At 69.3% G+C, this 17,919-nt stretch carries 16 protein-coding genes; 8 read left to right on the top strand and 8 right to left on the bottom strand.

Annotation, left to right across the window (positions count from 1 at the left end; translation table 11 throughout):
• The first annotated feature begins 253 nt into the window (after positions 1–253).
• From ACZ1DY_RS07895 to ACZ1DY_RS07885, 3 genes are all read left to right on the top strand, one after another.
• Positions 254–1,015: an NBR1-Ig-like domain-containing protein gene (locus ACZ1DY_RS07895; RefSeq protein WP_465484012.1), complete on the top strand. Its 762-nt coding sequence runs from the start codon at positions 254–256 to the stop codon at positions 1,013–1,015.
• A 223-nt stretch (positions 1,016–1,238) separates the two neighbouring features.
• Positions 1,239–1,808, top strand: coding sequence for a YbhB/YbcL family Raf kinase inhibitor-like protein (locus ACZ1DY_RS07890; RefSeq protein WP_257488786.1), 570 nt, complete (start codon positions 1,239–1,241; stop codon positions 1,806–1,808).
• Positions 1,809–1,840: 32 nt separating this feature from the next.
• The gene (locus ACZ1DY_RS07885) at positions 1,841–4,966 is read left to right on the top strand and encodes an AfsR/SARP family transcriptional regulator (RefSeq protein ID WP_465484011.1); all 3,126 of its coding nucleotides are present in this window, start codon (positions 1,841–1,843) and stop codon (positions 4,964–4,966) included.
• On the opposite strand, the gene ACZ1DY_RS07880 is transcribed toward ACZ1DY_RS07885, so the two are convergent.
• Both ACZ1DY_RS07880 and ACZ1DY_RS07875 read right to left on the bottom strand, forming a co-directional pair.
• Entirely contained in the window at positions 4,950–5,693 is a 744-nt protein-coding gene (locus ACZ1DY_RS07880) for an ABC transporter permease (protein ID WP_126733900.1), read from the bottom strand. The genes ACZ1DY_RS07885 and ACZ1DY_RS07880 overlap by 17 nt on opposite strands.
• Entirely contained in the window at positions 5,690–6,622 is a 933-nt protein-coding gene (locus ACZ1DY_RS07875) for an ATP-binding cassette domain-containing protein (RefSeq protein ID WP_465484010.1), read from the bottom strand. Before ACZ1DY_RS07875 ends, ACZ1DY_RS07880 begins: the two co-directional genes overlap by 4 nt.
• 132 nt (positions 6,623–6,754) lie before the next feature.
• On the opposite strand from ACZ1DY_RS07875, the gene ACZ1DY_RS07870 reads away from it, so the two are divergent.
• Positions 6,755–7,966 (top strand): cytochrome P450, encoded by a 1,212-nt coding sequence (locus ACZ1DY_RS07870; protein ID WP_465484009.1) that lies wholly within the window; start codon positions 6,755–6,757, stop codon positions 7,964–7,966.
• Here the strand turns inward: ACZ1DY_RS07870 and ACZ1DY_RS07865 are convergent.
• On the bottom strand, positions 7,956–8,516 hold the full coding sequence (locus ACZ1DY_RS07865; RefSeq protein WP_465484008.1) for an NADPH-dependent FMN reductase: 561 nt from the start codon (positions 8,514–8,516) through the stop codon (positions 7,956–7,958). The genes ACZ1DY_RS07870 and ACZ1DY_RS07865 overlap by 11 nt on opposite strands.
• A gap of 15 nt (positions 8,517–8,531) precedes the next feature.
• On the bottom strand, positions 8,532–9,437 hold the full coding sequence (locus ACZ1DY_RS07860) for an EamA family transporter (RefSeq protein ID WP_465484007.1): 906 nt from the start codon (positions 9,435–9,437) through the stop codon (positions 8,532–8,534).
• A 93-nt stretch (positions 9,438–9,530) separates the two neighbouring features.
• On the opposite strand from ACZ1DY_RS07860, the gene ACZ1DY_RS07855 reads away from it, so the two are divergent.
• The gene (locus ACZ1DY_RS07855; protein WP_257488791.1) at positions 9,531–10,037 is read left to right on the top strand and encodes a MarR family winged helix-turn-helix transcriptional regulator; all 507 of its coding nucleotides are present in this window, start codon (positions 9,531–9,533) and stop codon (positions 10,035–10,037) included.
• Here the strand turns inward: ACZ1DY_RS07855 and ACZ1DY_RS07850 are convergent.
• The 4 genes from ACZ1DY_RS07850 to ACZ1DY_RS07835 form a co-directional block, all read right to left on the bottom strand.
• Positions 10,026–10,400, bottom strand: a complete 375-nt coding sequence (locus ACZ1DY_RS07850) for a GntR family transcriptional regulator (RefSeq protein ID WP_465484006.1) — start codon at positions 10,398–10,400, stop codon at positions 10,026–10,028. The genes ACZ1DY_RS07855 and ACZ1DY_RS07850 overlap by 12 nt on opposite strands.
• On the bottom strand, positions 10,400–11,107 hold the full coding sequence (locus ACZ1DY_RS07845) for a hypothetical protein (protein WP_465484005.1): 708 nt from the start codon (positions 11,105–11,107) through the stop codon (positions 10,400–10,402). The genes ACZ1DY_RS07850 and ACZ1DY_RS07845 overlap by 1 nt, the downstream gene beginning before the upstream one ends.
• Before the next feature lie 355 nt (positions 11,108–11,462).
• Positions 11,463–13,994 (bottom strand): phosphocholine-specific phospholipase C, encoded by a 2,532-nt coding sequence (locus ACZ1DY_RS07840; RefSeq protein ID WP_465484004.1) that lies wholly within the window; start codon positions 13,992–13,994, stop codon positions 11,463–11,465.
• 500 nt (positions 13,995–14,494) lie between these two features.
• Complete coding sequence (locus ACZ1DY_RS07835) at positions 14,495–14,908, bottom strand: hypothetical protein (protein ID WP_465484003.1); 414 nt, start codon at positions 14,906–14,908, stop codon at positions 14,495–14,497.
• A gap of 203 nt (positions 14,909–15,111) precedes the next feature.
• Between ACZ1DY_RS07835 and ACZ1DY_RS07830 the strand changes: the two genes are divergently transcribed.
• From ACZ1DY_RS07830 to ACZ1DY_RS07820, 3 genes are all read left to right on the top strand, one after another.
• The gene (locus ACZ1DY_RS07830) at positions 15,112–15,825 is read left to right on the top strand and encodes a Crp/Fnr family transcriptional regulator (protein ID WP_465484002.1); all 714 of its coding nucleotides are present in this window, start codon (positions 15,112–15,114) and stop codon (positions 15,823–15,825) included.
• A gap of 78 nt (positions 15,826–15,903) precedes the next feature.
• Complete coding sequence (locus ACZ1DY_RS07825; protein ID WP_257488796.1) at positions 15,904–16,101, top strand: hypothetical protein; 198 nt, start codon at positions 15,904–15,906, stop codon at positions 16,099–16,101.
• Complete coding sequence (locus ACZ1DY_RS07820) at positions 16,101–17,918, top strand: aKG-HExxH-type peptide beta-hydroxylase (RefSeq protein ID WP_465484001.1); 1,818 nt, start codon at positions 16,101–16,103, stop codon at positions 17,916–17,918. Before ACZ1DY_RS07825 ends, ACZ1DY_RS07820 begins: the two co-directional genes overlap by 1 nt.
• Position 17,919 lies beyond the last annotated feature (1 nt).

Below are 17,919 nucleotides of genomic sequence, written 5' to 3'. Positions count from 1 at the left end.
CTGCTCCTTCACTCGATGGCTGCTCCCCGTGAACAGCTCGTGACCGACACTGGCCCGGAAGCGGTGTCAGCCGGAACCGCCTGTACGGAACGTCTGACGTCAAAACCCGCAGGTTGACAGCGTCTGACAGCGACGGCGCCCGGCGGATTCCGCAGGTCGGCGCGGCGATCCGGACACGCTTCGCGATATAGTCACCAGGCCGCGCAGAGTGACGGGAATCGTTGTCACGTCGGACACGATCGCGAGGGGAAGCGTGCCGGAACCGCGAACCGAAGACCGGGCACCGGAGCTGGAAGCGTTCATGGACGGGCTGCGGAAGCTCCGGGCGCGGGCCGGGGAGCCGTCCTTCCGGAAGATGGCGGCGAAGTCCGGCGCGGTGTCCCACGCGACCCTGCACCTCACCGTCACCGGCACCCGGTTGCAGCCGTGGGAGACGGTCCGCGAGTTCGTCCGCGCCTGCGACGGTGACGAGGAGGAATGGCACGCCCGATGGCAGGGCGTCCAGCTCGTGCTGTCCGCCGACCGCGAACCCGAACCCGCGCCGCGATGGCGGTCCAAACGCGTCCTGGTGCCGCTCGCCCTCGTTCTCGTCGCCGCGATCGCCGCCGTCGTGGTCATCCTGCTGCCGGGCGAGGAGGACACGCCCGCGCCACCGCATCCCGGCGACTCCAGCAGATTCCTCGGCGACGTGACCATCCCCGACGAGACCGTGGTCAAACCGGGCACCCAGTTCGTGAAGGTGTGGGAGCTCGAGAACACCGGCACCGTCGAGTGGCGGAAGCGGTATCTGCGCCGCACCGATCTCCCGGTCGCGCCCGGCACTTGCCGCACCCCGGACCGGATCCCGGTCAACGACACCGCCCCGGGAGGCCGTGTCCAGGTGACGGTCACCGTGAACACCCCGCCGAACGCCCCGGCCGACTGCAAGGTCTTCTGGAAGATGGTCGACGAACAGGACCGCGAACTCTTCCCGGCCAGCAGGCCGATCTACTTTTCCGTACTCGTCCGCGCCTGAACCCGTCATTCGCGTGCTTGAAGACGTAACTCGCGTGATTGGAGGCGTAACTCGTGAGTTACGCCTCCAATCACGCGAATGACGCGCCGGATCACGCGAATCACGAGTTCGGCACCCGGCGAAAACACCTCGATAGGCCGGAAAAGTGCGCTAGCCGCCGGTTTCCGTTCTGCCTACGCTGGATTTCGCGCAAGGGAACCACAAACGGACTCGGGAGTCTCCGATGAGAGCAACGAGAATCGTGTTCTGCGCCCTGTTCGCCCTCGGCGCCGCCTGCCTTTCCCCGGCGGCGTCTTCGGCACAAACCGCGTTCACCTTGTCCAGCACCGCTTTCGCGGACGGCGGCCTCATGCCCAAGGTCCACGAGTGCACCAGCGGCGGCGGGCAGGATCCGGCCAAGAAGAACGAGTCGCCGCCGTTGGCCTGGTCGGGCGCTCCCGCCGCGGCGAAGAGCTACGCCGTCGTCATGCGCGACCTCGACAACGCCGCCCTGATCCACTGGGTCATCTACGACATCCCGGCGACCACGGCCTCGCTCCCCCAGAACGTCCAGCACGTCTACCGGCCACCGGTGCCCGCCGGCTCCCGGCAGGTCTACTACCGCGGGAGCGCGAGCCTCTACGGCTACCAGGGCCCGTGCTCGCCCTCGACCGTGAACACCTACGAGTTCGTCGTGCACGCCCTCGACCGGACGTCGCTCACCGGCCTGAACTCCGGATCGTCGACCCGGGCCGCCGCCCAGGCGATCACCGCGGCTTCGATCGGCTCGGCGAGGATCACCGGCGAGTCGTAAGTCCCCTGGTCACCCGTGGCAAAATCGGCCCAATGCAGATCGGGATGCTGGGGCCCTTCGAGGTGCGCACGGACGACGGCGGTCTCGCCGACGTGCCGGGTGCCCGGTTGAGGGGATTGTTGATCGCGCTCGCGCTCGAACCGGGCCGGGTGGTCCCGAAGGCGACGCTCGTCGACTGGATCTGGGGCGAACAACCGCCAGCCGACGCGACGAACGCCTTGCAGCGCCTGGTTTCCCGGCTGCGGAAGGTGCTGCCGGACGGGGTCGTGGAAGGACAGACGGACGGCTACCGGCTGAAGATGTCGCCCGACGACGTCGACGCCGTGCGGTTCGAGCGTCTCGTCGGCCAGGCCCGCGGCGACGAAGAGCCGAGGCGGCTGCGTGAGGCGCTCGCCCTGTGGCGCGGCGCCGCCATGCAGGACGTCGGCCTGCAGGACAGCGGCGCCTTCGACGCGGCGGTCACCCGGCTCGAAGGGCTTCGCCTGACGGCGTTGGAGGATCGGTTCGACGCGGAACTCGAGCTCGGCCACGGCGCGAAGCTGGTCACCGAACTGACCGATCTGGCCGCCGCGCATCCGCTGCGTGAGCGGCTCGTCGCCGCGCTGATGCGGGCACTCGCGGCGACGGGCCGCGACACCGAAGCGCTGCTCGTGTACCAGCGCACGAGGGAGGCCTTGGCCGACGCGCTCGGCGTCGATCCGTCGCCGGAACTGTCCGCGGTGCATGTCGCGCTGCTGCGGGGCGAGCTGGGACGGCGGGAGGAGAACCGCAAGACCAACGTGCGCGCCGAGCTGACCAGCTTCGTCGGCAAGGACGCCGACGTCGCCAAGGTCCGCGACCTCGTCACCGGGAACCGGCTCACCACCCTGCTCGGTCCCGGCGGGTCGGGAAAGACCCGGCTGGCCACCGAAACCGCGCGCACCCTGCTCGGCGATCTGCCGGACGGGGCGTGGCTGGTGGAACTCGCGGCCATCGGCCCGGCCGATGACGTCGCCCAGGCGACGCTGGCCGCGCTCGGGCTGCGGGACGCGCTGCTCGGCGACTCGTCGAACGCCGAACCCGCCGAACGGGTCATCGCCGCGATCCGCGACCGGGAAGTCCTGCTGATCCTCGACAATTGCGAGCACGTGATCGAGGCGGCCGCGGCGTTCGCCCATCGCGTGCTCGGGGAATGCCGCCGTCTCCGGATACTGGCGACGAGCCGGGAGCCGCTCGGCATCACCGGCGAGACGTTGTGGCATGTCGTGCCGCTGGCCGTACCGGACGTCCACGCCGGCCCCGCCGAGATCGAAGCCTCCCCCGCCGTCCGGTTGCTGCGGGACCGGGCGAGCGCGGTGCGCAAGGATTTCTCGGCGGACGAGGCCACGTGGGCCACCATGGCGCGCGTCTGCCGCATCCTGGACGGGATGCCGCTGGCGATCGAACTGGCCGCGGCGAGGCTGCGCACCATGTCCATCGAGCAGCTCGCGAACCGGCTCGACGACCGGTTCCGCCTGCTGACCGGCGGCAGCCGGACCGCGCTGCCCCGGCACCGGACGTTGCGCGCCATGGTCGACTGGAGCTGGGAGCTGCTGTCCGACGCCGAGCGGACGGTCCTCTGCAGGCTCTCGGTGTTCTCGGGCGGGGCGAGCCTCGAAGCGGCCGAGCGGGTCTGCGTCAGCGAAGCGGTCGAGCAGTACGAGGTCCTCGAACTGCTCACCACGCTGACCGAAAAGTCGCTGCTGGTCGCGGCGGGCGACGAAGCGCCGCGCTACCGGATGCTCGGCACGATCAAGGAGTACGCCGCGCAAAGGCTCGCCGAGGCAGGCGAAACGGTCGTGGCGCGGCACGCGCATCTCGCCTATTTCACCGAGCTCGCCGAGGCCGCGGAGCCGATGCTCCGCCGCGCCGAGCAGCTGGAATGGCTCGCCAAACTCAAGGCCGAGCACGACAACATCACCTCCGCGATGCGCGGCGCCCTCACCTCGGGCGAGGGCCCGGAGGCGATGCGGCTGGCGGCGGCCTGCGGCTGGTACTGGTGGCTCAGCGGGCACCGCACGGAAGGCATGGAGCTGGTCAGCGCGGCCGTCAGGACGCCGGGCGAGGTGGCCGACGACGTCGCGGCCGTGGTGTACGGGCTCGTCTCGCTGTTCGTGAGTTCCGGTTTCGCCGACGAACACACCGCCGCGAAGTGGATCCACGAGTCGTACCGGCTGGGCAGGAGCAGCGAGTCGCGGCATCCGTTGCTGGGGCTCGTCGTCCCGCTCGAACGCATGCTGGCCGGGGACGAAGCGCTGTCCGCGTGGGAACCGGTGCTGGAGGACGAGAACGACTGGGTCCGCGCCTTGGGCAGGCTGCACCTCGGCAAGATGCGGATCACGCTCGGCCATCCCGGCCGGGAGGCTGACGAATACCTGGAGCAGGCACTCCGCGAGTTCCGGGCGATCGGCGAGCGGTTCGGGATCTCGTTCGCCCTGACCGAACTGGCGGACCGGATCGCCACCCGCGGCGATTTCGCCACCGCGTGCGCGTACTACGAAGAGGCGGTCACGGTCGTGACCGAGGTCGGCTCCCTGGAAGACCTCATCCGGCTGCGGTCGCGGCAGGCGCAGCTGTACTGGCTGATGGGTGACGAGGAGGCCGGCGCGGCGGCGGAGGCCGAAGCGCAGCGGTACGCCGAAAGCGTCACCTGGCCGGGCGCACTGGGCATGCTCGCCCTCGCGCGCGCGGAGCTCGCCCACTGGCGCGGCGAAACCGAGGAGGCGGCGCGGCAGCTCGACATCGCGACGACGGTGATGGGCACCGAAGCCGATCTCGGCCACGTCCGCGCCATCAGCCACGACCTTCGGGGTTACTTCGCGGACGAGCTCGAAAAGTCCCGCGAACACCGGCGAGCGGCCTGGGAGGCGGCAGGCGAGGTGCGGCACGTGCCCCTGATCGCCCATATGCTCGTCGGGATCGCGGATCTCGCCCTGCGCCAGGACGATCCCGAGCAGGCCGCACGGCTGCTCGGGGCGGCCGACGAACTGCGCGGCCTGCCGGACCGGTCCCGTCCGGACGTGACCCGGATCGAGGAGACAGTGCTGCGCCGCCTCGGCGAAGCGAAATTCGCGGAGGCGGCGCGAGAAGGCACCGAAGCGGACTGGAAGCGGCTGGCGGAGGTCACGCTCGCTTCTTGAACGTCGAGGACGCCCACAGGTAGCCGGCGAGCGCGATCCCGGCGCACCAGCCGAGGGCGGGGAGCACGTCGCCAGCGGCCGGTGCCCCGGTGAGCAGCCCGCGCAGGGTTTCGATGATCGGTGTGAAGGGCTGGTATTCCGCGAACTCGCGGAGCCCCGGCCCCATCTTCTCGGCGGGCACGATCGCGCTGCTGAAGAACGGCAGCATGACCAGTGGCACCGAGGCCATCCCGGCGGTCTCCGGCGACTTCGCCGCCAGACCCAGCGCGACCGTGAGCCAGGCCGCCGCGAAACCGAGCAGGACGACGATCCCCACCACGCCGAGCCAGTCGAGGAAACCCGCCGCCGGGGAGAAACCGAGCAGGAAGGCGACCCCGGTGAGCGCCGCGATGGCGAGCAGGTTGGTCAGCACGCTGGTGACGACATGCCCGGTCAGCACCGCGCCGCGGGAGACGTCCATGACCTTGAACCGGTTGATGATGCCCTTGGTCATGTCGGAGTTCACCGCGGTCGCGGTCGCGCCGAGCCCGTAGCAGACGGCCAGCAGCATCAAACCCGGCGTCGCGTAGTCGACGTAATCGACGCCGACGCTGAACGCGTCCCCGAACACGTACACGAACATCAGCATCATCACGACCGGCATCAGGATCGCGTTGAACACCGAGGTCGGGTTGCGGACGAGGTGCTTGAAGTTACGGCGCAACATCACCGTGGACGCGGATTTCATTTCACTGCCTCCGTGCTGTGGCCCGTCAGGGCGAGGAAAACGTCATCGAGATCGGGGGTGTGGACGGAGAACTCTTCGGCGGCGACCGCGTACTCGTCGAGCCGGTCCAGCAGCGAGCGCAGGGATTTCGTCCCGCCGTCGCTGGGCACCCGCAGGGCGAGCGACTCGTCGTCCCGGGTGGCCCCGGGGAAGATCCGCGCGGCGGCGTCGAGTTCTGCGACGGTGGTGAACCGCAGCCGGACATGCGTTCCGGGCATCCGGCGCTTGAGCTCGTCGGGCGTACCCTGCGCGACCAGGCGGCCCTGGTCGAGGACCGCGATCCGGTCGGCGAGCTGGTCGGCCTCTTCGAGGTACTGAGTGGTGAGGAAGACGGTGACGCCGCCGTCCACCAGTTCGCGGATGATCGACCACATCGTGCGGCGGCTGCGCGGGTCCAGGCCCGTGGTGGGCTCGTCGAGGAAGATGATCCGCGGATCGCCGACGAGCGTCATCGCCAGATCCAGTTTCCGGCGCATGCCACCGGAATAGGTCGACGCCGGTTTCCGCGCCGATTCCACCAGGTCGAAACGCTCCAGCAGATCGGACACGACCCGTTCGCCCGCGGTTCCGCGGCTCAGGTCCACCATCAGCTGCAGGTTCTCCTGGCCCGTCAGCAGTTCGTCCACCGCCGCGAACTGGCCGGTGACCCCGATCGCCGCACGCACCGCCTTGGCCTCCGTCACGAGGTCGTGGCCGGCCACCTTCGCCGTCCCGCCGTCCGCCTTCATCAGGGTGGTCAGCAGGTTCACCGTGGTCGTCTTCCCCGCCCCGTTCGGGCCGAGCAGGGAGAAAATCGTGCCGGCGGGGACTTCCAGGTCGATACCGTCGAGCACGACCTTGTCCCCGAAGGTCTTTCGCAGTCCCGAGACCGCGATCGCTGTTTCTGTCATGGGCACCACTCTGGGCGGCCGCGCTGACACGGCCCCGCCACGGCGCTGACACCAGCTGTGTCAGCGCCGTGTCAGCGCGCTGTCAGTACTCGTGGGCACAGTGGTGGCACAACCACCACGAAAGGCGATGCGATGACTCAGACGGTTCCCGTCCCGCAGGGTCTCCCGATGGACCGCGACGCGGGTCCCTTCGACCCGCCCAGCGAGATCACGCGGCTGCGCGAGGCTCGCCCGGTGAGTCCCATGATCTTCCCCGACGGTCACGAGGGCTGGCTCGTCACCGGCTACGACGAGGCCCGGCAGCTGATGGCCGACACCCGGTTCAGCTCGCGCCAGGACATCGGCATCCTGCACGCCCCGTACGAAACGCCGGGGATGCCCACCCCGACCGAGCCGTCCCCGCCGATGCCGGGAATGTTCGTCGCCATGGACCCGCCGGACCACGGCCGGTTGCGCAAGCGGCTCACCGGCGCTTTCACCGTCAAGCGGATGAAGCAGCTCGAAGACCACATCGTCGAGATCACCGAACGGCAGCTGGACGCGATGGCCGCGCTGGTCCCGCCGGTCGACCTGGTCAAGGAGTTCGCGCTGCCGGTGCCGTCGCTGGTGATCTGCGAACTGCTCGGCGTCCCGTACGAGGACCGGGAGAAATTCCAGGCCGACTCCGCCCAGCTCATGGTCAGGGACCAGACGCTGGAGGAGAAGATGGCCGCGTTCATCGGGATGAACACCTTCCTCACCGAACTGGTCACCCGTAAGCGCGAGACGCCCGGCGACGACATCCTGTCCGACCTCGGCCGCCACGAAGACCTCACCATCGAGGAGCTGACGGGAGCCGCTTTCCTGCTGCTGCTCGCGGGCCACGAAACCACCGCGAACATGTTGTCGCTGGGCACTTTCGCGCTGCTGGAGCACCCTGACCAGCTGGCCGAACTGCGTGCCGACGCGGAGCTCATGCCCGGTGCCGTCGAAGAGATGCTTCGCTACCTGTCCGTCGCCGACATCTTCTTCCGTTATGCCACGGAAGACCTGGAACTCGGCGGCGAAACGATCCCCGCGGGGTCGACCGTCATCATCTCGCTGCTGGCCGCGAACCGCGATCCGCGCCGGTTCGAGAATCCCGACGCCCTGGACCTGCACCGCAACGCCCGTGGCCTGCTGTCCTTCGGGCACGGCATCCACCAGTGCCTCGGCCAGCAGCTGGCGCGGATCGAGATGCGCGCGGGCTTCGAGGGATTGCTGCGCCGCTTCCCGACGCTCGAGCTCGCCGTCCCCGCGGACGAGGTGAAGCTCAAGACCGACATGAACATCTACGGGGTCCACGAGCTGCCGGTCACCTGGTGAACGGGCGAATGGCCCCGGCGAGCGCGGTGAGCAGTTCGGCCAACAGCGACGCGGTGAAGTCGTCGGTCAGCGTGCCCTCGCCGTCGAAGCGTTCGTGACTGCGGAACACCGTCACCTCGGGTTTGACGACGACGTCGGCGCCGATCGACGCGAGGATCTGCCGGAGCGCCTGCTGGGCGCGGACCGAACCGAAAGCGCCCGGTGAGGCACCGGCGATCGCGATCGGCTTGCCGGGAAGCGGCGATTCGGCGGCCGGCCTGCTCGCCCAGTCGATCGCGTTCTTCAGCGCCGCCGGCACGGACGCGTTGTGTTCGGGGGTCGCGATCAGGAGCCCGTCCGCCCCGGCGACCCGGCGCCGGAGATCCGCCACCGGTTCCGGTGGCGAGGCGGTATCGAGGTCCTGGCGGTAGAGCGGCAGGTCGCCGATTCCCCGGTACAGCTCGATGGTCATCCCGCCGGGGTTCAGCTTCCTGGCCGCGTGCAGCAGGGCCGTGTTGTACGAGCCGTCGCGCAGGCTGCCGGAGATCGCGAGGATCTTGAGTTCGGTCATGATCGGTTTCCTTCGTCAGTTCTTGGGGCGGGCGAGGGTCTGGCTGAGCGTCAAAGCGGTGAGGGCGATGGCGAATCCGGTGAGCTGCCACCCGGTGAGGGTCTGGCCGAGCACCAGGAATCCGGCGGCCGTGGCGACGAGGGGGTTGGTCAGCGTCAGCAGGGAGACCGACGCCGGGGCGAGGCGGTCGATGCCGCGGAACCACAGCGGGTAGGCCAGCGCGGTGGTGACGATGCCGATGTAGCCGTAGCCGAGCAGGTTCGCGGTCGTCAGCGAGTCCGGGAGACCTTCGAACAGCAGCGTCGCCGGGGCCAGGACGACGCCGCCCAAGGTCAGCTGCCAGCCGGTCATCGCCAGCGGATGCCCGGGACGACCCCATTTCTTGGTCAGGATCAGGGAAACGGCCATGAGCCCGACGGCGGCGAGCATGGCGGCCAGGCCGAGCGGGTCGAGGCGGGCTTCCGCCGACAAGGTCAGCAGGGCGACACCACCGGCACCGGCGATCGAGGCGAACAGGATCGGCGCCGGCGTCCGGACGCGGAGCATCGGCAGCGCGAGCAGGGCGACCAGCAGCGGTTGGAGGGCGCCGAGGGTCGCGGCGACCCCGCCGGGAAGGCGGTACGCGGCGAAGAAGATCAACGGCAGGAAGGCGCCGAAGTTGAGCATTCCGAGCACGGTCGTCTTCCACCACCAGGATCCGTGCGGGAGCCGCCTGGTCAGCGCGAGCAGGAGCAACCCGGCCGGGAGCGCCCGCAGCACGGCGGCAAGGAGGGGCCGGTCCGGGGGCAGCAGGGTCGCGGTGACGACGTACACGGTGCCCCAGCTGGCCGGAGCCAGTGCGGCGAGCCCGGCGTCGCGGAGCGTCGGCCGCGCTGCCGCCTGCCCGGTCGGAACGACAGGCCGTTCGGCGATGATCGCCATGATGTCTCCTCACTGATAATCTCAACGTTGAGATAACACCAGCGACTTCTGTCAATGTCAAGTCTCTTAATGTTGAGACGATTGGAGGGCGTCATGGCCGACGCGGTGGACGCGGTGATCGCGTTGTGGCGGCACGAGCGGCCGGACCTCGAAGACAAGCTCTGGCCAGCAGAGGTCGTCGGCCGGGTTCAGCGGCTTTCCCGGATCCTCGACCGGAAGCTCAAGGAGTTCAACGCCCGGCACGACCTGGAGTCGTGGGAGTTCGACGTGCTCACCACCCTCCGCCGATCAGGCGAAGCCGACGGCCTGACGCCCGGCGCGCTGCTCAAGGCGGCGATGGTCACCTCGGGGGCGATCACGAACCGGATCGACCGCATGGAGGCCAAGGGGCTGGTCGAGCGGGTGCGGGACAGCGACGACCGCCGTTCGGTCAAGATCCGGCTGACCGGCAAGGGCCGCGAAGTCGTCGACGAGGTCTTCGTGCTCCATCTGGAGAACGAAGCCGCCCTTCTGCCCGAGCTGAAACCGGCACAATGGGCCGAACTGATCGGCGGGCTGCGCCTGCTGCTCGAACACTTCGGTGACACGTCACTGGAGTGACTTCAGCGCGGCTGCCGCGGCGTCCAGCGCGTCATCCGGATCGACGCCGAGTTCCGTGACGGCACGGGCGTATTCGTCCGCCGCCGCCCGCAGGAGTGCCTCCGTGCCCGGCCGGTCGGCGAGTTCGGCGACGACCGTGCCCTTCGCGCGGGCGGTGTACACCCAGCCGTCCTCTTCCAGCTCCCGGTAGACCCGGGCCACGGTGCCCGAAGCGAGCGCCAGGTCCCTGGCGAGTTGCCGGATGGCGGGCAGCCGGGTGCCCGGCACCAGTGCGCCCGTGGTGATCAAGCGGATGATCTGGTCGCGCACCTGACGCCACGGCGCGATCCCGAGCTCCGTGTCGACGACGACCTTCAGTGGCATCAAACGGCTTCCGCGGGCGAACGGTGGGCGAGGTGGTACCAGCCGGCGAGCCCGGCGAGGATCACGGCCGCCGAACCGATGTTCGTCGCGTCCGGCAGCGCCAGTGTCACGGTGGCGGCGAGCCCCAGCCCCGCGGCGACCCGCGCACTGCGCACCCGCAACGCGGCGTCCGCACCGGTGTCCCCTGTGGACGGTCGGCGCACCGCGAGCAGGACGATCAGCCAGGTGACCGCCGAGACGGCCGCGGCCACGCCGAGCGGCACCCACGAGCGATGGACCACGAGCCAGACCGCCGCGGCCGCGACGACCACCGCGTAAAGAATCAGCCCCCAGGCTGGAATGAGCCCGCGCACCGCACGCCGGTCCAGCCCCGCCTCGCGGCGAGTGCTCTTTCGCGGCCGTTGAGCCAGAACCTCGGCGATCAGCGCACCGATCAGCAGTGTGGCCAGGACAAGCGACGTACCATCACCCCGGACGCCGGCGACATCGGCCAGCACCGGCAGCCCGAGGAACAGCCACGGATACCAGAACCGGCGACGGCGCAGGTAGCGCGCGGCCTCAGCGACCTCGGACGGCGAAGGATCGTCGACACCCCACCGCCGCAGCACCTTCCCGCCCTGCTTTTCGCCCGGCCACAGCAGAACCAGGATCGCCAGGCCGAACAGGCCCATGATCAGGGCTACGGCCACGATGTTGTCGAACGGCACGATCGACCTCCTCGGTCTTGTATCAAGTACATGATACAAGACCGGCCTAGGCGCCGCCTTGCAAGTCAATTCGCGGTCTTCGCGCCCCAGGTGTCACGAAGGTGGCTTTCGCGACACGCTCCGGCCGCACTACCACTTACGGGATCCAACTGTCCACAAAGGTCTCCTTCGCGAGAGGGAGAGCCCGATCAACCCGGTTTGAGTGGGTCCACAAGGGGGTCGTGAGTGGTAATGAGGGTTAGAACCCTCATTACCACTCACGACCCCACTTGAAAACCGCACATTACGTCATCCTTTGTGGACACTCAGGGGCACCGCACCGTTCCCTTTAGAACAACGAAATCTGCCCTTTCGGTCACGTCCAGCCGAGCGGGACGACCTCCGCCGCAGACGTCCAGGGGCCGCGCCCGCCCGCCTCGGTGAGGGCGCGGAACCGGACGTAGCGAGCCCGGGCAGGCCAGAACCGCAGGGTCTTCCGGGCGGTGTCGTCGGCGAAGGTACCTGTGGCGACAGGGCTCCCCCAGGCCGACCCATCGGCGCTCAAATGGACTTCGTACGCGCCGACGCGGCCGTTGGCGGAACCGTCCTGTCGCGGCAGATAGGCCAGGCCCGTGACGGTGCGGGCGGCGCCGAGGTCGAGCTGGATCTCGTGGGGCAACGGGTCTTCCCCACCGGACCACTTGGTGTGCCACAGGGTTGCGGGGTTCCCGTCGACGGCGTTCGTGGCGGCGCCGGATTCGCCCGCGGTCTCCTGGCTGTCGGCCGACCGGACGGTGGCGGCGAGCTGCCCGGAACCCATCACCGGGTCGCTGATGGTCTCGGCGCCTGTCTCGACATGTCCCGCGAAGCGGCGCAGGAAGCCGTCCGGCCCCTGAACGGTCAGGTCGTACCAGCCGCCCATGCCGCCTTCGGTGCTGAACCAGTCCTCGACCGTCGCGCCTTGAGCGACCGAGTACGTCCACGGTCCGCCACCCCGGTTGCCGGTGCGCACGGTCAGCTCGCACGCCGCGCCCGCGTTGGTCATCGTCAGGTACACGACGCCGGATCCCGGCCGCAGCACGACTTCCGGATTCGGTGCGCCGCCGGTGGTCGCGGTGATCCGGTTCCCCGCGAACCGCCGCAGGAAACCATTGGGGCCGTGCGCGGTGAGGTCGTACGCGCCGTCCGGGGAACCCACCTGCCAGTAGTCCGAAAGCGTCGCGTTCGCGCCGAGCGTGTAGCGCCAGGGCCCGTCGGTGCGGTGCGCGTTGGCGTAGACGTAGAAATGAGCGCCGGCGGCACCGGTGCTGGCGAAGTCGATCCAGAACCGCTCGGCCGTCACCCGCCCGGAAACCGTCAGCCGATAGGGCAAGGGCCGCGCGGGGCGAACGCCGGTCTCCGGAACCGGGAGCTTCTGCACGGAAGGCGGCTGCGGCTGGGTGTTCCACGGCCCGCTCGTCGGCACCGGTGCGGGCAGCGCCGGATAGGTCGCGTTCGGCGCGGTGGTGTCCAGCGCCGACGTCAGGTCGCCGCAGACGGTGCGCCGCCACGGCGAGATGTTCGGCTCGGCGACACCGCTCCACTGTTCCAGGAAGCGCAGCACGGAGGTGTGGTCGAAGACCTCCGAGCACACCTTCCCGCCCCGGCTCCACGGCGAGATGACGAACATGGGCACCCGCACTCCCAGCCCGATCGGTTCGCCGGAGACGAATTCGTCGGTCGTGGCCACGGAACTCTTGCCCTCGTCGGCCGAGGCGGGCGGCGCGGGCGGCGGCATGTGGTCGAAGAAGCCGCCGTCCTCGTCGTAGGTCAGCAGGAACAGGGTCTTGTTCCACACACCGGGTTTGGAGGCGATCGTGTCGAGGATCGACTTCACCAGCTCGGCCCCGGTGTTGGGCCCCCACGCGGGATGCTCGGTCTGCGATTCCGGCGCGACGATCCACGACACCGACGGCAGCCTGCCCGCGTCGACATCGGCCTTGAAGGCGGACGGCAACTGCTTCGGCGCGACCCTGGCCAGGCCCCGGTCGTACAGCGCGCGCTCGGTCGCGGTCAAGGTCGCCACCCCCGCGGCCAGTCCGTCGAGCAGCCGGGCCCGTTCGGCCGCCGAGGCCGAATCCAGGGCGTAGTAGAAGTACTCCAGCTTCGGGAACGCTTTGCCAGCGGAGTCCTTTACCTTCGACAGGGCCTTGGTGCCGACGGCGAGGAAACTGCTGAAATAGTCCAGCGAATTGTCGCCGTAATTGTCCCATTCCTGATACACCCGCCAACTCCGGCCCGCGGCCTGGAGCCGTTCCGCGTAGGTCTTCCAGGTGTAGCCGGTGTGCCCGGGGTTCTGCCAGGCGTCGTTGCCGATCGCGCGGGTCTTGCCGTCCGGTTCGAAACCGAGTTTCCCGGTGAACAGGTACATCCGGTTCGGGTTGGTCGGCCCCATTTCCGAGCAGTGGTAGGCGTCGCAGACGGTGAACGCGTCGGCGAGTTCGTGGTAGAACGGCAGCGCCGAACGCCGGTGATAGGTCAGCGAGCGGACACCCTTGGCCGCGCGCCACGCGTCGTGGCGGCCCTTGTTCCACGCCCGGTGCCCGCCGGACCAGCTGTGGTCGACGTCGGCCATGAACTGGTCGTCGATCGCGTACGGCAGCAGCGTTCCCGTGCCGTCCGGCTGTTCGAAGACCGACGCGCCGGAAGGCAGTTTGATCGCGGCCGGATCAGCGAAACCCCGTACGCCGCGCAGCGTCCCCAGATAGTGGTCGAACGACCGGTTCTCCTGCATGAACACCACGACATGCTCGATGACGTCGAGCCCGCCCGTCGGCGCTTCGGCGGCGAGCGCCTGCCGGACGCTGGCCGGCAGCAACGTGAAGGCGGAAGCCGCGCCAGCGGCCTTCAGCAGGGTACGACGGCGCACGGAGCCCTCCCGGAATGGCGTTGAACCCGGTCCACAGTGTTCGAAACTGCACCTTTTCGGCGACTATCGAGCAGATAGAAGCATAGGTGCCTGACCGGTTCAAGGGTTCCGCCCGCAGGCTGCATGATCGGAGCAGCGAGACACTACTTTCGTAGCCGGTCCCGCAACCTCCAAGTACATGAAGGCCCCCTTCCTTGCGCCTAGGTACAGGAAGGGGGCCTTCATGTACTCAGCCGGGCGAGGAAGGCCGGTACAGCGACGCCAGTTCGCGTGATCGACGGGACGACACGCGTGATTGGGTGGACGACACGCGATGGAACGGGCCGAGGCTCGTGTCGTCCGTCCAGACACAGGTGTCGTCCATCCAGACACAGGTGTCGTCCGTCGGATCACGTGTGTCGTCCGTCCAGACACGCGTGATCCTGGCGGAAACCGTGGTGGGGGCCGCCCCCCTTGAGCGTCCCCCACCCGGTTTCATCCGGCCCGCGACGGGGCGGACGTCATTTCGTGTCGCCGTCCGGACGGCCGGCCAGCGCCGCCACCGCGAGCACCATGACGACCGGCCAGATCACGGCCATCAGCGAGAACCCGCCGAAGGTGATCGCCGTGATCGAAGCCGCCGTCGCGATCAGCCCACCGATGGGTGACACATAACAAAATCCCAAAGGGCCGAGAAAGAGCACCCACGACAACGCCACCTTCACCGATTTGGCTGGCGGACGCGGAACCGGATACCGCCCCGGACCGACGACCTCGTGGTCGTCGCCCTGATACCACCCGCCGGACATCAGCGGCGGATGCGGCGCGAAGAAGGCCGGTCTCCGGCCGAACGCCTTGGGCGTCCGCGGATTCGGTACGGCCGGCTCACGCCGGTGATCCTTCGGCCGTTTCATGACACTTTCGGCGCTGCGCATGACGTCCTCCCCCGTCGCCTGCCCGAGGCCTGGTGAAGTCACCCCGTGCCTGGCACAATTACCGGTTGCGGTGCGAAACTTCCGGGTCGTTCTGCCCACTGACCATGCTGACGAGTCGGGGGAGTGGCTGATGCGTCAAATGGAACACAGCGCGAATATGGACCACAGCGCGAATCCGGCCCCCCGCGATCCGGAGGGCCAGGATGACCGGTTCCGCAACGGGTGACCACGCGGGCTTCGGAACCTGGGGCCGGTTGACGCCCGCGGAGCAGTCCGCGCTGCGGCGCGCGGGCCACGTGAAGGTGTGGCGGCCCGGCCAGATCCTCGCCCTCCAGGGCAGTCCGCCCACCAGTATGTTCGTCGTCCTCCACGGCTGGGTGAAGATCAGCGCCACCAATTACCGCGGTGAGGACGCGCCGCTCGCGGCTCGCGGCCCCGCGGAGATCGTGGGCGAGCTGGCCCCGATCAGCGGGCTCCCCCGGTCCGCCACCATGTCGGCGATCGACGAGGTGCGCACCCTCGTCGTGCCGAGAGAGAAATTCCTCGCGGTCCTGCGGGACCGGCCGCGGATCGCCGAAGAGATCTTCCGTACCGCGGCGATCCGGCTGCAGCAGTCCGACCGGCTGCGGCTCGAAGCGGGCGGGCCGGACTTCCCGCAACGCCTCGCCGCGGTCCTCCTGGAGCTGGCGCTGCAGCATGCCGTCGACTGGACGGACGGGCAGCAGGTCGATCTCCGGTTCAACCAAGGGGAACTGGCGGGCTTCGCACGCGTTTCGCGCAGCACCCTGATCCGGGGCCTCGAAGAACTCCGGCGGCTGGGTGTCGTGCGCACCGCGCGCCAGCGCGTCACGATCACCCGTCCTCGCGCATTACGGGAATTGGCGGCCGGACGGCCACCACCGCCCGCCGAGGCCTGATCAGGCACGGAAATCTCGGCTATCCTTGTCGAGGTTCAACTCTCGCAACCGTTTCACGGGGTGGAGGGAATCGGCACGATGAGTTCTTTCTCGGCAAGCACCGAACCGGACATCGAATCGGCGTTGATCGATCTCGACGCGGTCTCCTTCACCGCGCTACGGGAGCTGGACGACGAAGCCTTCCGCCAGTCCGCGCTCCACGTCGTCGAACGCACCCGACGCGTCCACGCGCGCTACAGAAGCGGGGGCCAGACCGGTGGCGAGCGCATCGACTGATGCCGCCGCCCGCCGAGGCTCGCCCCGCGTTCCACCGGTTGTCATGGCGGGACTTCGACGCGCTGGCGCGCCTCGACGGCGACGAGGACATGGCCCGGCGGTTGCGGCGGGCCGAGCGAAGCCGTCGCAAACTGCTGATCCACGCGTTGCTGACCGAGGCCACGAAGACACCGGGCCATTCGGGTCCCCTGCCCCCGCTGGATTCCGCCTGGGAACTCCTCGCACGTGCCGAAGCACGAGCACCTCGCGCGGTGAACCGGATGCTCACCAACCCGTACACCGGAAGCTGGGCCGGTTACACGACTCGCCTGCTGCGCAACGGAATCGACGGTGTCGGTCCTTTGTGGATGCATCTGGGCCACGCGCACGCGATCGCGGCGGCCGCGGCGATCCGGGCGGAGCTCGACTTCGAGACGGCCATCCCTGCCTGGCACGGCAACGCGATGCTCCCTTCCCTCGGCATGGCGAGATTTCCCGGTACCGCGGCGTTTTCCTCAGCCGTCGTGCGAGGCGAGAAAGGCCGCTACCTCGTCTCGAACGCCGAAACGACGGTCCGCCTGCCCGGCTCACCCGACGCCGACGCCCCGGGCTGGTGGGGAATCCGGCGAGTCCGGAGCCAGGTCGGCGCGCACCGGTTCACGCTTTGGCTGGACGACCTTGATCCCTACCGCGGGCTTTACGAACCGATCCCACCGGAAAGGCTGCCGGACAAGGAATTGGCGGATTGGCAGCGGCTGATCGACGAAGCGTGCCGCCTGATCGCCGCCCATCTCCCCGGTCTGGCCCGCATCATGCCCGTGGGGCTCGCCTCCTTGGTGCCGAAACCCCAGGTGCTCTTCCGGAATCCGAGCGCGTCGACCGGGGAGGCGTTCGGCAGCGCGGTGGTCGGACTGCCCGCCGACGGCGCGTCCCTCGCGGAGACCTTGATCCACGAATTCCAGCACATCGTGCTCGGCGGGCTGCTGCACCTGGTCGAGTTGTACGAGCCGGATCCCGGTGAACGGATCTACGTGACCTGGCGGGATGATCCGCGGCCCGTGAGCGGTGCCCTGCAAGGGGTCTACGCGTTCTTCGGGGTCACCGCGTTCTGGCGTGCACTGGCACAAGCCGGTGAATGCCCTCGGCGCTCCGGCTTCGAGTTCGCGTTCTGGCGTGAGCAGACGTGGCGCACCCTGCGGGTCCTGCGCGCGGACTCGACCTTGACCAGCGCCGGACGCCGGTTCCTCGACGACATCGCCGAACGCCTCGGCCCCTGGCAGGCCGAACCCGTACCGGCGGAGGCCGGCGAACTGGCCGCGGCCGCCGGCCGGGATCACCTCGCCGGCTGGCGGGTCCGCCACCTGCGACCGGACCCGTCCGTGGTCACCGAGCTGGCGGCGGCTTGGCTCGCCGGAAGACCGAGGCCGCCGATCACCCTCGACGCCCCGGATCTTCCCCCGACGCCGGTACCGGACGGAGCCTGGTCCCACGCCAGAACGGATCTGATCCGGCTCGCCGTCGGCGGCACATCGCCGTCGCCGGACGGACGACCGCCAGCGGTACCCGGCGCCACCGCCGCCGATTTCGCCTACACCGCGGGCGACTTCCTCGAAGCGATCCAGGCCTACCGGCGGGAGCTCGCCACGGATCCCGACCGGCCGAACTCCCTGGTCGGCTTGGGCCTCGCGCTCGCCGCCCGCGGCCCGCATCCCGCCGCACGGGCCCTGCTGCACTGCCCCGAACTCGTCCGGGCCGTGCATCGGCCCTTGCGGGCCGTTCCACGGCCACCGACCGTGGAACAGCTCGCCGCCTGGATCGGGCAACTCGTACCGGGCTGAC

This window comes from Amycolatopsis sp. PSD-21 (genome assembly GCF_055561455.1).
Note: the sequence above shows the minus strand (reverse complement) of the source record. Positions and strands in the feature narration are given on the sequence as shown.

Excerpts from the sequence above, each read along its gene's own strand:
- ACZ1DY_RS07850 (WP_465484006.1), bottom strand. The coding sequence starts at position 10,400 with ATGCCACTGAAGGTCGTCGTCGACACGGAGCTCGGGATCGCGCCGTGG.
- ACZ1DY_RS07855 (WP_257488791.1), top strand. The coding sequence starts at position 9,531 with ATGGCCGACGCGGTGGACGCGGTGATCGCGTTGTGGCGGCACGAGCGG.
- ACZ1DY_RS07865 (WP_465484008.1), bottom strand. The coding sequence starts at position 8,516 with ATGACCGAACTCAAGATCCTCGCGATCTCCGGCAGCCTGCGCGACGGC.
- ACZ1DY_RS07870 (WP_465484009.1), top strand. The coding sequence starts at position 6,755 with ATGACTCAGACGGTTCCCGTCCCGCAGGGTCTCCCGATGGACCGCGAC.
- ACZ1DY_RS07830 (WP_465484002.1), top strand. The coding sequence starts at position 15,112 with ATGACCGGTTCCGCAACGGGTGACCACGCGGGCTTCGGAACCTGGGGC.
- ACZ1DY_RS07820 (WP_465484001.1), top strand. The coding sequence starts at position 16,101 with ATGCCGCCGCCCGCCGAGGCTCGCCCCGCGTTCCACCGGTTGTCATGG.
- ACZ1DY_RS07825 (WP_257488796.1), top strand. The coding sequence starts at position 15,904 with ATGAGTTCTTTCTCGGCAAGCACCGAACCGGACATCGAATCGGCGTTG.
- ACZ1DY_RS07835 (WP_465484003.1), bottom strand. The coding sequence starts at position 14,908 with ATGCGCAGCGCCGAAAGTGTCATGAAACGGCCGAAGGATCACCGGCGT.
- ACZ1DY_RS07890 (WP_257488786.1), top strand. The coding sequence starts at position 1,239 with ATGAGAGCAACGAGAATCGTGTTCTGCGCCCTGTTCGCCCTCGGCGCC.
- ACZ1DY_RS07885 (WP_465484011.1), top strand. The coding sequence starts at position 1,841 with ATGCAGATCGGGATGCTGGGGCCCTTCGAGGTGCGCACGGACGACGGC.
- ACZ1DY_RS07860 (WP_465484007.1), bottom strand. The coding sequence starts at position 9,437 with ATGGCGATCATCGCCGAACGGCCTGTCGTTCCGACCGGGCAGGCGGCA.
- ACZ1DY_RS07875 (WP_465484010.1), bottom strand. The coding sequence starts at position 6,622 with ATGACAGAAACAGCGATCGCGGTCTCGGGACTGCGAAAGACCTTCGGG.
- ACZ1DY_RS07880 (WP_126733900.1), bottom strand. The coding sequence starts at position 5,693 with ATGAAATCCGCGTCCACGGTGATGTTGCGCCGTAACTTCAAGCACCTC.